Source organism: Pseudomonas weihenstephanensis, assembly GCF_001043055.1.
GTDB lineage: Bacteria > Pseudomonadota > Gammaproteobacteria > Pseudomonadales > Pseudomonadaceae > Aquipseudomonas > Aquipseudomonas weihenstephanensis.
In genome coordinates this window covers 288,450-302,199 of record NZ_JYLF01000003.1, presented here as the reverse complement: position 1 = coordinate 302,199, position 13,750 = coordinate 288,450, and the positions used below count along the sequence as shown (strand labels likewise).

Here is a 13,750-nt window from a genome sequence, read left to right as displayed (position 1 = left end):
GGCCGTGGTGATGTCGCTCAATGCCAGCTTCTCCCCCGTGGATCGGTTAAAAAGGCCAAATTTTTTCGCTGAGCCTTGGGGACCATCACCTCCTGCAAAATAAAGTGCGTCGCGCTCGGGACATACGCCTGAGTCATCATTTCGGAAAAGCCCGCCGGGTGGAGGGTGAACGTTGATTGCAACGGGTACACCCCTTCAGCTTCATTGACCGGTGATGCCAGCTTCATCGCGCGCGCGCCCTTAATCGTCAGCATCACGGGGTGCAGAGGGCCTGGGCGCCTGTCGTAAGTGCCCATGGCAAATGATTTGGCCACACTCAGCGAGTCACTGACTGACAAGAACTGTTCAGTGCGCAGGGTCTTTCCTTCTCGGGCCTGGGCCGCCAATGCGTTAAGCCCGACATCACTCACTCTGCGCCCACTGTAAGTGGTGGCCTGCCCTGCGGGATTGCCCTTGATCAGTTTATTGAACAGCGTGACCGCTTCTTTTCGGCTGATACTCAATGCATCGCTCATACCCGTTTCCTGAGCATCAAACATGCCCCAGTCCGCCGGTCGCATGCTCTCGTAGGTCGACACGATATTGGGTCCACCCCATACACCCGGGTCAGGGTTAATCACCGGGTTGGTCATCCACCTGGCTGTTTCGTTAAAGTAACTGGAGGACGCCACATACACTTCGGTCAGCCCCGCCATGATATTGGCCGGCCTGGTGGCTTTAATACTCACAGAGGTGTTGTAAACATCTATTTCATCAAAGCTATACCCGGCAGTGCGTACGGCATTGATGATGCTGGCATGCGGGCCTTGAGAGAGGCTGTATCTGTATGCAAAGGTGTCCAGACTTTGGGGGTAGACACCCGGAAAGTGCTCGCGCAAGAAACGGTCAAGCGCCTGAACACGCTCTGGCCTGGTATCAACAGAGGCCCCGTGCAAACCAAAGCTGTCCGTTTGTGAGACCGGGTTATTGGAGACCATCGCGTACTGGTTAAACCCCTCTACATTGCCAATGGGATCCGGACTGATCCAACGCTGCAACCAAGGGGCGTAGTAGCGGAACCCGTAGTAGTACAACCCGCTGGCATCGCGCTCTTTGCCCGCATAACGAATGGTTTTGTAAGAAGCCTCAACCTCACTCCTGGCAGCCCACCACGCGGTCGCACCAAAGGGGTAATAGCTTTCTTGACTGAGTATCTGCGCCTGGTCATTCAACTCCAGCGTACTGCTACCCACAAGATCACAGAGACTGAAGCGTTGCTGCGTATCGCACGAGGCTTGCGCTCGGCAATGTTCCCACTGCAACACCCTCACCTCACAACGCCCGGCCTGAGCGGTGATGACGTTTAATTGTTCGCCGCTGGCAGTATCGTGGCGTATCTCAAGACCCGGCAGATACAGGACCTGTTGGGTGTGGGTCCGATGAGCGGCCAATGTAGTGCGCACTTTTCGCACACGTTGGCCCAAAGCGTCATACCCATACACCTCGTCGTCGTCACGAGCGTTATCTCGGTGTACCAAGGTAACTTTGGCCAGTTGATTGGCAACATTCCAATGCATCGTTTGCCCGGCCTGCAACGCTTGCTGGTTGCCATTCAAATCAAACCCGCTGCCCAGCCCCGGATTAACCGGCATCTGTGCCGGAGCGAGGTTAAGCAACCCATGATTACTGCCTTTGGCCAATTCCAGGGTGCGGCTATAGCCTTGCCCCGAACTCACTTGATGCTGCAAGTGAATCAAGTTGGCGCCCTCGTCATAGCGGTAGTTTTGCGTGTAACGACGCCACACGCTGTCATCCGTTGCGCCAAAGCCCACATATTCAGGTAGCGCGGGACCCGCCCCGTTATGCGCATTTTCTCGGCCCGTGGCACGGATCAGTTGATACAGCGAGTCATACACATACGTGCTATCCGCGCTGATTTGCGTGTTGCTCGACCACTGCACGGGCTGGGCAGTATCCCGGATGCGCGTGACATTACCGACGTGATCGTATTCATAATCCAGCGATTGCAACGGCGCATGCGACTGGCCCGAGCGGTATGCGACCAAACGCTCCAGACGCTCATCGAACGCAGAATAGTGTGTAACCGTCATCACGTTATTGCCCGCGCGCTCCGACTGAACCCGGCCGCTGGCGTTACACACGCGTTGATCGAGCAACACTTGGCGCACGCCGTCTTTGAGGGTCAGAGCACTCTCACGCAACAACCCGTCAATGCCGTAAACGGTGTGCTGGCAATGGCCCTTGGCATCGATTTGCGCCACCACGCCACCCAACGCATCGTATTGCCACGTCGTGGTAAAGCCCTGCGGGTGCAGCGCCTCATCGCGCTCAAGCACTGAGAGCGGCCAGTCCACAGGGTCAAGGCCGCGACGAAATTTGCGCTGCTCGCTCAACAGCGACCCCGTGAGCGCATAGTGTTCGTAGTGCAATGTGCCGCACGCATCATCGTGACGGATCAACCGGCCACAACGGTTAGCAGCCAGATCTTGCGCAGTACTGCCTGCGTAAGCCAACGCCTCGACTTGACGTTCCCGCGCGTCATTGGCGCCTTGCTCAAAGGACGACGTCAGCCTTAACGCTTGATCGAACTCATAACGTTGCCGCCCGCCACGCGAGTCCCAACGGGTGAGCACGTGACCTGCGGCCCCGCGCAAAATCCAGCGGCTACCGGCATCAACACTGCGGGTGAGCAGCGGGTGCCCGGACAGACTGAAATGGCTGCCTTGATTTGAGCGGGTTTGCGGTTCGCGCTGACGTAAGCCGTGTAAGCGCGGGTCCCACTGCTCAAGCAAAAAACCGCTGGCCCCATGCACCTGACAACTCACACGCGCCTGAGCCGGCACTTCAGATGACGTTCGGTGATACGCCACACTGCGAACATTCAAGCCGCGAGGGTCAAAGGCTGTTAAAACCGGCGTGTGATGGTGCAAAGAAGAAGGCATGCTCATGACCTGAGGGGAACAAGGTCAGGCCAGCCTGACGTCCCCGAAGGGTCGTCAGGTGGTAAATAGTTATTGCTTGAAGGGAGAGCTGTAAAAAACCTGCCGCGCTTAACCCTGCTTCATGACCTGCGCCAGCAACTCATAAGAATGAATGCGGTCGGCGTGCTCATAGAGGTCAGAGGTAAAAATCAGTTCATCCGCGCCCGTCTGCTCAACCAGGACGGCCAGTTTGGCCCGGATTTTTTCAGGGCTGCCGACCATCGCCAAGCCGAGGAAGCTCATCACCGCGTCTTTCTCATGGGGCAGCCAGAGGCCGTCCATCGTATCGACAGGCGCACGCTGCACCAGGCTTTGCCCACGCATCAACGCCAGAATGCGCTGATACACAGACGTCGCCAGATACTCTGCCTGCTCATCCGTGTCGGCAGCCACTAACGGTACGCCTAGCATCACGTAGGGTTTATCGAGCACGGCTGAAGGTTTGAAGTGATTGCGGTAAACGCGGATCGCTTCGTGCATCAGGCGTGGAGCGAAATGTGAAGCGAACGCGTAAGGCAAGCCGCGCTCACCCGCCAGTTGCGCACTGAACAGGCTGGAACCAAGCAACCAGACCGGGACATTGGTGCCAGTGCCCGGCATGGCAATCACGCGCTGATCCGGGGCGCGTGGGCCTAGATAACGCATCAGCTCAGCCACATCTTCGGGGAAGTCATCGGCGCTTCCCGACCGTTCCCGACGCAGTGCGCGCGCCGTCATTTGGTCGGAGCCAGGGGCACGCCCCAGCCCAAGGTCAATTCTTCCCGGATAGAGGCTTTCAAGGGTGCCGAATTGTTCAGCAATGACCAACGGCGCATGGTTGGGCAGCATGACACCGCCCGAACCCACACGAATGGTCGAAGTACCTCCCGCCAAATAACCAATCAGCACCGACGTGGCCGAGCTGGCGATACCGTCCATGTTGTGGTGTTCAGCCACCCAAAAACGGTTGTAGCCGAACTGTTCAACGTGCTGCGCCAGATCCAGCGAATTGCGCAGCGCTTGCGCGGGGCTGCCACCTTCACGCACAGGCACCAGGTCAAGGGTCGAGAATTTGATGTCGGACAGGGTTTTCATCAACCAGCTACTCCTAGTGGGACGCAGGCCAAGACGCTCGCCAAAACCTGCCAGTGTTCTTTGCAATATGGGCATATACCCGAGTTTCAATAGCTACCTATGAAATGAGTTACCTAAAAAGACGATTGGTCTGACAGGATGAACTTTGTGCCGCCGACTACCCTCACAACTCTACACAAGGCGTGAAACCTTCACGCCGCTCTTCAGGAGGCACGCATGAGTATTAAAAAGACAGCATCGGCTCATTGGGCAGGCGATCTTAAAACCGGCATCGGCTCCATCTCCACTGAAACCGGCGTATTGCGTGACGCGCCCTATGGCTTCAAGGCCCGATTTGAAGGCGGCAAAGGCACCAACCCGGAGGAACTGATCGGCGCCGCCCATGCCGGCTGTTTCTCGATGGCTTTATCAATGATTCTTGGCGATGCCGGACTCAAAGCCGACACCATCGACACCACGGCCGAAGTCACGCTGGATCAAGTCGATGGGGGGTTTGCCATCACTGCCGTGCACTTGGTGCTCAAAGCCAAAGTGCCGGGTGCCACCCAAGAAAAATTCACCGAATTGACCACCAAGGCTAAAGAAGGCTGCCCGGTATCGAAGGTCCTCAACGCAAAAATCACCCTCGACGCGACCTTGCTGAGCTGATTGGACATGGCGCCATCGGCCCGCCTGCTAGGGTACGGGCCGATGACGACATGGCTTGCGATGCCTTGGATCAGTCATAAATGTTGCCAAATGTGATCGAATGAGCCGCATTGGCGTCAACCTATGACGTTGCATTTTGCTATCAAGGGAGTCTCACCATGAAACGTATTGCTCTGGCTGTCATCTGTAGCGCCTTGGCCACTTCAGTATGGGCAGCACCCAAGCCTTGCGAAGAATTGAAAGCGGAGATCGAGGCCAAGATCCAAGCCAACAATGTGCCCTCTTACACGCTTGAAATCGTGAGCAATGAAGAGGTCCACGATCAGAACATGGTGGTCGGGACATGCGAAAACGGCACCAAAAAAATCATCTACCAAAAGAACGACAATTGATCGCTACGGCAAGCAGTTGACCTGCCGCTCTTGTGCCAACACCTTGCCCTCGGCGCTGTAGAGCCGGGCGTAGGCGTTGAACCCCAAAGAGCGCGCTTGCAAACGGTAGCGCTGGCCAGGCTGGAAATCGGCGTAATTGAGCGTGATGTAGCACAGCCGTTCTTGTGGGTTACTGAACTGGCTCATGCCCCCGATAAACACCTCGTAATCAAAGCGCACCATCAGCTCATGGCTACCCGGTGAAACCTGAAAATAGCGGCCGTCGGTCATGCGTTGATGATCCAGGCGTTCAGCCATCACCAGCTTGCCGGTTTGCGTTTCGAGGTCAACCCACGCCAGGTTCGGGTCCGGCTTGGGCAGTGGCGTACTGACACACGCACTCAGCAGGCAAGCCATCCCCAGCAACAAATACGTGCGCATAGTCATTTTCCATGAGGGATTGAAGTGCCAGCATAGCGCCGATCCGCAATGCTGTGGCGTGCAGCCCTGCTCAGGCGCTAGGCTTGCGGCAGTCTTCTTCTGGATTGTTGTATGACACCACTTGCTCGCCGTGTGCTGACCCTCGTTGCACTGGCCTTACTCAATGGCTGCTCCAGCCTGGGCTACTACTCGCAACTGGCCAGCGGCCAACTGCACGTTTTGCAGGCCCGCGAACCGGCGGCCGCGGTGATCGCCGACCCTCAACGCCCTGCGGCCCTGCGTCAACAACTGGTCAAAGCCCAGGCAGCACGCACCTTTGCCAGTCAACACTTGCACCTGCCAGACAACCCGAGCTATCGCGTGTACGCCGACCTCAAGCGGCCCTATGTGGTGTGGAACGTGTTCGCCACGCCCCCGTTTTCACTCAACCCTGTGACCCATTGCTTCCCGATTGCCGGGTGCGTGGCCTACCGTGGTTATTACTCAGTGGGCGGCGCGCGGGGAGAAGCCGCCCTGCAAAGCCAACAAGGCATGGACGTATTTGTGGGGGGCGTTGAAGCGTACTCAACGCTGGGCTGGTTTGATGACCCCATCCTCAACACCATGCTCAATTGGGGCGATGAGCGCCTTGCCAGCGTGATCTTTCACGAACTGGCGCACCAGCGTTTCTATGTCAAAGACGACACTGAATTCAATGAGTCCTTCGCCACCTTCGTCGAGCAGGAGGGCACCCGCCAATGGCGTGCCCGGCAAGGCTTGCCTTCGCCAGATATGCGCGCAGTGCAGCAACGTGATCAATTCATTGGCCTGGTGCTGCAAACCCGACAACGTTTGCAGCAGCTTTACGAACAGCCATTAACAGCCCCGCAAATGCGCCAACGTAAAGCTGAAGAGTTTGAGCGAATGCGCGAAGCCTACCGTCAGTTACGTGATCAGCAGTGGAGTGGTAACACACGCTTTGACGCGTGGGTCTATGCCCCCATGAATAACGCCAAGTTGCTGCCTTTTGGCCTCTACGATCAATGGGTCCCTGCTTTTGCAGCACTATTCAAAAAAAGCACGAGCGACTGGCCAACGTTCTATACCGAGGTAGAACACCTCGCAAAGCTGCCCGCTGAGCGGCGCAAGGCGGCATTACGCCAGTTATCTAACACCCCCTGAAAAGCCTGCTCACACACTGCGTTCAGATTAAACACACGCCCCTACAAAGCAGGTCGTGATCACGAGCGTATGTGCTTTATCCGCTGACATCTTTGTAACTCGCAAAACGACGCCATTTCAGACACAACCTGTCGGCGGCCGCTTCGCCCCCCGTTTTTTAGCTGTGCCGTACCCCCAAAACCCAGTCGATTCGCGGTAGCACTGTATGACATGTTGCTGAATCTGACTTTTAGTCTGTGCCTCACGGATGGTGGCTATCTCGCCACGCTCAACACAGACAGGAAGTTTGCACGTGAATGACAGCAACCCGCTTTTACAACCCCATAATCTCGTCAACTATGCACACATTAGGCTTGAGCACCTCAAGCCTGCCATCACGCGGATCCTTGACGAAAATCGCAGCGCTGTAGAACTCATCATTTCAAGTCAGGCACAGACGCCTACGTGGAGCGGCTTGGTACTGGCTATGGACGCACTGAGCGCTCGCGTGGATGACGCCTCAAATGTGCTGGTCACCTTGGCCCTAATCCCCCAAACGGATGACTGGCAGGCCATCGCCAGCGAGTGCTGGACCCTCATCAGCGACTGGCACGTTGAAGTGACCCAAAGCCTGGGGCTATTCAAGGCTTACCAGACATTAGCCGCGCAGCGATTATCGCCTGCCGCAAAGACACTACTGGCGAAAAAGATCAACGCGTTTAACGCCGCAGGCCTAAACCTTGCGGACGACCAAAAAACAGCCTTGATAACCCTCAACGAACACATCCAGTCACTTGAACACACGTTCTTCACCAACGTGCAGGTGGCCAGCAGAGCCTGGAGCAAACTGATCTCTGACGAGTCCCTGTTAGCCGGGCTGAGCCAGCCTCTCAAAAATAAACTCGCACTCAAAGCCATAGCGACCGGGCGCGAAGGCTGGTTACTGACGCTGGACGAAGAGGCGATTTACAACGATGTCATGGCGCAGTGTGAAAACCGGGCGCTGCGTCAGGAACTGTTAACGGCTTATAGCTGCCGCGCTTCGGATCATGGCCCCATGGCAGGTCACAACGACAATGGGCCTATCCTTGAGCAACTCTTGGAGCGGCGTCATCACAAAGCTCACCTGTTGGGCTACGACAATTACGCCCAGTTGAGCTTGCAAACAAAGATCGCCACGTCGACTGAACAGGTTATGGGCTTTTTAAAATCAAACAATGCACATAAAAAGCCGCAACTCGCTGCACAGATGCCGTCGCTGAAGGCATTAGCCAGTTCGTTGGGGTATTCGACGCTCCAGGCGTGGGACTACCCTTATGTGGCTCATCGACTAAGCGCGCAACTGTCCGGCATGTCTGACGCCGAACTGCAGGCTTATTTTCCTTTCAACCATGTGCTTGACGGCTTGATCCTGATCGTCCAGCGACTGTTTGACATTCAATTGGTCGCGCAACTCAGCTTCAGTACTTGGCATCACGATGTGATGCTGTTCGAAGTCCGGGATAAACACACCCTGCTTGGGCACATTTATATCGATCCCTTCTTTCGCGAACCCAAGGCAGATGGCTGCTGGACCCAAGCAGCGCGTGACCGCCGTATCGATGCACAGGGCAACGTCATATTGCCCGTGGCCATTTTCCATGGAAACTTCTCGCCTGCCAGTGACACCACACCGTGCTTGTTAAGCCCCTTGCAGCTGCGCATGTTGTTTCATGAATTTGGCCATTGCCTGCAACAGGTTCTGACGCTCAGCGATGTGCGCGAACTGTCGAGCATCCTGCACATGGGTAAAGATGCCAGCGAGTTCGCAGGAAAGATGCTGGAGCAATGGTGCTTGTCACCTGCTTGTCTGCTGTGGATTTCACGTCACTATCAAACAGCCAAAGCCCTTAGCAGTGAGCAGGTTGGACGGCTGCTGGATGCGAGAAAAGTAACCGCGGCCCTGGAGACCGCCACCGAACTGCTCCGCTCGCAGTTTGATTTTGAGGTGCACCTAAGCGTTGGCGACGGACGTACCGTGCAGCAAGTGTTACGCCATGCAAGGACTGAAGCCCTGCCCTTGGGCTGGCCAGAAAACGATCAATTCGCCAATACATTCGATTACATGGTCACAGGCTATGAAGCGGGCTATTACACCTATGAGTGGGCTGAAAGCCTGGCACAGAAAGTGTTCGCCAAGTTCGAGAACGACGGTATTTTCAACCAAAACACAGGGCAAGCCTTCAGAGATGCATTTTTCTCTCCGGGGGACGAGCGCTCGCTCCTTGAGTCCTTTGAGCACTTCATGGGAGCACCCGCCAAGGGGTTCTGATGCAATGTGTCTCCTTGTCAGAAAGCAGGTATTACGCCTTGGTGGGCTTCAACGCGTTCAAAACCACGCACAAAGCAAACGGGCGAGTGCTGCAAGCACCACTGCTCAAAGCAGAACGCAGTTTAGGAATGTCGGCATTCATCATGTAGTTGGCCCCGTCCTTGTAATGCGAGTTGTCACCAAAGCCGCCTTGCGTCATCTCTTTCAGGGCGTCTTCCTTGCTCCAGTCCTGCACCACCACGCGATACATCGCAGACATCAAGCCCGTGCGGTCAGCGCCATGCTTACAGTGCATTAGCACTGGGCCTTGCGCCTGAGCAGTCTGAATAGCGCGCAGGGCCGACAACACATCTTCGTCGTCCACATGGTTCGTGCGATACGGCAACTGCACTTGGTTGACGCCGGGCGTTTTCAACCAGGTGCTATCAGCCTCGGGCAAAAAATTGATCACGGTCGCAATGTGCAGCGTTTCCAGCAGGGGCTGGGCAGTGCTGTCGGGCAATGCGCTGCGGTACAGCGTGGGAGACATTTGATACAGGTTGTACTGCGTGGCAACGGGTTGCGCCCATTGTTGCGGCCGTAGCATCGGACGTTCATCCGCCTGGGCCTGTGGCTGTGCTCCAAGCATCAGGCAGGTCAGGCACAACGCAGGGAAAATCCGTTTTTTCGCCATATCAGTTCGACCGCTTTTATAGGGATCAGGGAAAGTACGACGAGCGTGCGTTAAACCGGATAAAAACTCCGTGAGCCATTTGTCAAAAATTCGTCATGGTGCAAACACTTAAAATCAATTGGCCATGGGTGCGGCAAAATTACGCACGAAACGGTTCATCAAGGCGAATGGCCTGTTAGAATTTGTAACCAATTTTTGCCTGCGTGTTTTTTTTAGGTTGTTTTCGACCCCGTACCGCCTGCCAAAACGAGAAGCTGCCCATGAGCAGCTGTAATCCGTGACTGCCTGATGAGGTGCCTCATGTCTGAGCAAGACAACCCGCGGCGTGAGTTTCTGCGCAAAACCCTGACCCTGATTCCTGTTGTAACGGTGGCCAGCACCAGCCTTGGCGGCTCTGTGCTCATGACCACCTCCAACGCTGACGCACAGACCGCTTCGTCGGCTGAGGGCCGCACGCCGGCGCCCGGCAAAGCCTATGAACCGACATATTTCACCGCTGAAGAATGGGCGTTTGTGAATGCTGCCGTGGCGCGTTTGATCCCGGCCGACGAACAAGGCCCCGGTGCTCTGGAAGCAGGCGTGCCGGAATACATCGACCGCCAAATGAACACACCTTATGCCAGCGGCGCGCTGTGGTTCATGCAAGGCCCGTTCAATGCTGACGCCCCTGCCGAGATGGGCTGGCAGAGCAAACTGGTGCCCAACCAGATTTATCGCCTGGGCATTGCCGCTACGGATGAGCACTGCAAAAAGGTACATGGTTCAGTATTTGCTGGCCTAGACAGCGCTACCCGAGACGAAGTACTCAAACAGCTGGAAGCAGGCGCCCCGCAATTTGAGAGTGTCCCGGCCAAGATGTTCTTTAGCTTTTTGCTGCAAAACACCAAAGAAGGCTTTTTCTGCGACCCGATTCACGGGGGCAACAAAGGCATGGTCGGCTGGACCTTGATCGGCTTTCCCGGCGCGCGCGCTGATTTCATGGACTGGGTTGAACGCAACGAACCATACCCCTTCCCGGCAGTCTCCATTCGCGGCGAGAGGGCTTGAGCATGACCACCGTAATGAAAAAAGTTGATGCAGTTATCGTCGGTTTCGGCTGGACCGGCGCGATCATGGCCAAAGAGCTCACCGAAGCAGGACTGAACGTTGTCGCCCTTGAACGCGGCCCGATGCAGGACACTTACCCGGATGGCAACTACCCGCAAGTAATCGACGAACTCACTTACAGCGTTCGAAAAAAACTCTTTCAAGACGTATCGAAAGAAACTGTCACCATCCGCCACAGCGTGAATGACGTCGCTTTGCCTAATCGCCAGTTGGGTGCCTTCCTCCCCGGCAACGGTGTGGGCGGGGCGGGTTTGCATTGGTCGGGGGTGCACTTTCGTGTTGACCCTATTGAGTTGCGCATGCGCAGCCATTACGAAGAGCGTTACGGCAAACACTTTATCCCCAAGGACATGACCATCCAGGACTTCGGCGTGAGCTATGAAGAGCTGGAGCCGTTCTTCGATTACGCCGAAAAAGTGTTCGGCACCTCGGGTCAGGCATGGACGGTAAACGGTCAATTGGTCGGCGAAGGCAAAGGCGGCAACCCGTATGCGCCGGATCGCTCGCATCATTTCCCGCTGGAGTCGCAGAAAAACACCGTTTCTGCACAGCTGTTTCAGAAGGCCGCCAACGAGGTGGGCTACAAGCCCTACAACCTGCCTTCAGCCAATACTTCCGGGCCGTACACCAACCCCTACGGCGCGCAGATGGGGCCGTGCAACTTCTGCGGTTTTTGCAGTGGCTACGTCTGCTACATGTATTCCAAAGCATCGCCCAACGTAAACATCCTGCCTGCGCTCAAGCAGGTGCCTAATTTCGAACTGCGCCCCAACGCCCACGTGATTCGCGTGAACCTGGACAACACCAAGACCAAAGCCACGGGCGTGACGTACATCGACGCATTGGGCCGCGAAATCGAGCAGCCTGCCGACTTGGTGATTTTGGGTGCGTTCCAGTTCCACAACGTGCGTTTAATGCTGCTCTCCGGGATCGGTAAACCCTACGACCCGATTACCAATGAAGGGGTGGTGGGACGTAACTTTGCCTACCAGAACATGGGCACGATCAAGGCGTACTTCGACAAAGACGTGCACACCAACAACTTCATCGGCGCTGGCGGTAATGGCGTGGCCATCGATGACTTCAACGCCGATAACTTCGATCACGGCCCCCACGGTTTTGTGGGCGGTTCGCCGATGTGGGTCAACCAGGCAGGCAGTCGCCCGATTGCCGGTACGTCCAACCCGCCCGGCACCCCGGCGTGGGGCAGCGCCTGGAAAAAGGCCACAGCCGATTACTACACGCATCAGGTCTCAATGGACGCTCACGGTGCGCATCAGTCTTACCGCGGTAACTACCTTGATCTCGATCCGGTTTACCGCGACGCCTACGGCCAGCCACTGCTGCGCATGACGTTCGACTGGCAAGAAAACGACATCAAAATGAACCGTTTCATGATGGAAAAGATGGGCAAGATCGCCGAAGCGATGAACCCGAAAGCCATCGCCTTGATCGGTAAAAAAGTCGGTGACCATTTCAACACCGCGTCCTACCAGACCACTCACCTCAACGGTGGCGCAATCATGGGCACCGACCCCAAAACCAGTGCCCTGAACCGCTACTTGCAGAGTTGGGATGTGCATAACGTGTTTGTGCCAGGCGCCTCGGCGTTCCCACAAGGTTTGGGCTACAACCCAACAGGCTTGGTGGCTGCGTTGACGTACTGGTCAGCCCGGGCGATTCGTGAGCAGTACCTGAAAAACCCCGGCCCACTGGTTCAGGCATAAGGAGCGATGACCATGAAAACATTTGTTATCGCCATCTTGGCCCTGTTGGGCAGCACTGCGGCAATGGCCGTCCAAGACAGCGCGCATGCACTGATCCAGCAAGGTGAATACCTGGCGCGCGCCGGTGACTGCGTGGCCTGCCACACCGCAAAGGGGGGCAAACCATTCGCCGGAGGCCTGGCGATGGAAACCCCGATTGGCCTTATTTACTCGACTAACATCACACCCGATAAAAGCGGTATCGGCGATTACAGCTTTGAAGACTTCGACAAAGCCGTGCGTCATGGCATCGCTAAAAACGGCAGCACGTTGTACCCGGCGATGCCTTATCCGTCCTACGCGCGGGTCAATCAGGCTGACATGCAAGCGCTGTATGCCTACTTCATGAGCGGTGTTAAACCCGTCGCGCAAGAGAATCAGGCCGTGGATATTCCGTGGCCGATGAGCATGCGCTGGCCGCTGGCCATGTGGCGCTGGATGTTTGCGCCTGCGGTTGAAGATTTCACACCCGTGGCCCAACAAGACCCTGTGGTCAGCCGCGGTGCGTATCTGGTGGAGGGCCTTGGCCACTGCGGCGCATGCCACACGCCACGCGCACTGACTATGCAGGAAAAAGCCCTGAGCGCTACCGATGGCAGCACCTTCCTGTCAGGCAGTGCGCCCCTGGAAGGCTGGATCGCGAAGAACCTGCGCGGCGATCATAAAGATGGGCTGGGCAGTTGGAACGAAGCGCAACTGGTGCAGTTCCTGAAAACCGGTCGCAGTGATCGCAGTGCAGTTTTCGGTGGCATGAGTGACGTGATCGTGCACAGCATGCAGTACATGTCTGAAGCTGACTTGACCGCTATCGCACGCTACTTGAAGTCATTGCCTGCTGTTGACTCGGCTGACAAGCCGCATCAGTACGATCCGGCCGTGGCAGATGCCTTGTGGAACGGTGACGACAGCAAACGCGGCGCAGCGGTGTATATCGATAACTGTGCGGCGTGCCATCGCACTGACGGCAACGGCTACACCCGTGTATTCCCGGCCTTGGCCGGCAATCCTGTGTTGCAGTCTGATGACCCGACCTCCTTGATTCATATCGTGCTCAAGGGCGGAACATTACCGGCAACGCACACGGCGCCTTCGACCTTCACCATGCCGGCTTTTGACTGGCGTTTGTCAGATCAGGAAGTGGCGGATGTGGTGAATTTCATTCGCACCAGTTGGGGCAACCAGGCGGGTGAAGTCAAGGCAACGGATGTGAAGGGTTTACGTTCGGACAAGTGAGGCGC

The 13,750-nt window shown here is 56.4% G+C and carries 11 protein-coding genes; 7 read left to right on the top strand and 4 right to left on the bottom strand.

Going from position 1 to position 13,750, the window contains the following annotated elements; genetic code table 11:
* Positions 1–17 precede the first annotated feature (17 nt).
* Together TU86_RS08985 and TU86_RS08980 are read right to left on the bottom strand one after the other, a co-directional pair.
* A complete protein-coding gene (locus TU86_RS08985; RefSeq protein WP_053075997.1) occupies positions 18–2,942 on the bottom strand; it encodes an RHS repeat-associated core domain-containing protein in 2,925 nt (974 codons plus the stop codon).
* Between the two features lie 108 nt (positions 2,943–3,050).
* Entirely contained in the window at positions 3,051–4,055 is a 1,005-nt protein-coding gene (locus TU86_RS08980) for an LLM class flavin-dependent oxidoreductase (protein ID WP_048363945.1), read from the bottom strand.
* Positions 4,056–4,271: 216 nt separating this feature from the next.
* On the opposite strand from TU86_RS08980, the gene TU86_RS08975 reads away from it, so the two are divergent.
* The gene (locus tag TU86_RS08975; protein ID WP_048363944.1) at positions 4,272–4,703 is read left to right on the top strand and encodes an OsmC family protein; all 432 of its coding nucleotides are present in this window, start codon (positions 4,272–4,274) and stop codon (positions 4,701–4,703) included.
* Positions 4,704–4,861: 158 nt separating this feature from the next.
* Entirely contained in the window at positions 4,862–5,095 is a 234-nt protein-coding gene (locus TU86_RS08970) for a DUF1161 domain-containing protein (RefSeq protein WP_048363943.1), read from the top strand.
* A gap of 3 nt (positions 5,096–5,098) precedes the next feature.
* Here TU86_RS08970 and TU86_RS08965 read toward each other — a convergent pair whose 3' ends face one another.
* Positions 5,099–5,515, bottom strand: a complete 417-nt coding sequence (locus tag TU86_RS08965; RefSeq protein ID WP_048363942.1) for a PA0061/PA0062 family lipoprotein — start codon at positions 5,513–5,515, stop codon at positions 5,099–5,101.
* 111 nt (positions 5,516–5,626) lie between these two features.
* Between TU86_RS08965 and TU86_RS08960 the strand changes: the two genes are divergently transcribed.
* Both TU86_RS08960 and TU86_RS08955 read left to right on the top strand, forming a co-directional pair.
* A complete protein-coding gene (locus TU86_RS08960) occupies positions 5,627–6,676 on the top strand; it encodes an aminopeptidase (protein ID WP_048363941.1) in 1,050 nt (349 codons plus the stop codon).
* Between the two features lie 292 nt (positions 6,677–6,968).
* On the top strand, positions 6,969–8,966 hold the full coding sequence (locus TU86_RS08955; protein WP_048363940.1) for a M3 family metallopeptidase: 1,998 nt from the start codon (positions 6,969–6,971) through the stop codon (positions 8,964–8,966).
* A 31-nt stretch (positions 8,967–8,997) separates the two neighbouring features.
* On the opposite strand, the gene TU86_RS08950 is transcribed toward TU86_RS08955, so the two are convergent.
* Positions 8,998–9,639, bottom strand: a complete 642-nt coding sequence (locus tag TU86_RS08950) for a dual specificity protein phosphatase family protein (RefSeq protein WP_048363939.1) — start codon at positions 9,637–9,639, stop codon at positions 8,998–9,000.
* A gap of 300 nt (positions 9,640–9,939) precedes the next feature.
* Here TU86_RS08950 and TU86_RS08945 point away from each other — a divergent pair, with 300 nt between their 5' ends.
* The 3 genes from TU86_RS08945 (at position 9,940) to TU86_RS08935 (ending at position 13,745) form a co-directional block, all read left to right on the top strand.
* Complete coding sequence (locus TU86_RS08945) at positions 9,940–10,686, top strand: gluconate 2-dehydrogenase subunit 3 family protein (RefSeq protein ID WP_048363938.1); 747 nt, start codon at positions 9,940–9,942, stop codon at positions 10,684–10,686.
* 2 nt (positions 10,687–10,688) lie between these two features.
* The gene (locus tag TU86_RS08940; RefSeq protein ID WP_048363937.1) at positions 10,689–12,473 is read left to right on the top strand and encodes a GMC family oxidoreductase; all 1,785 of its coding nucleotides are present in this window, start codon (positions 10,689–10,691) and stop codon (positions 12,471–12,473) included.
* Positions 12,474–12,536: 63 nt separating this feature from the next.
* The gene (locus TU86_RS08935; RefSeq protein WP_420876364.1) at positions 12,537–13,745 is read left to right on the top strand and encodes a c-type cytochrome; all 1,209 of its coding nucleotides are present in this window, start codon (positions 12,537–12,539) and stop codon (positions 13,743–13,745) included.
* Positions 13,746–13,750 lie beyond the last annotated feature (5 nt).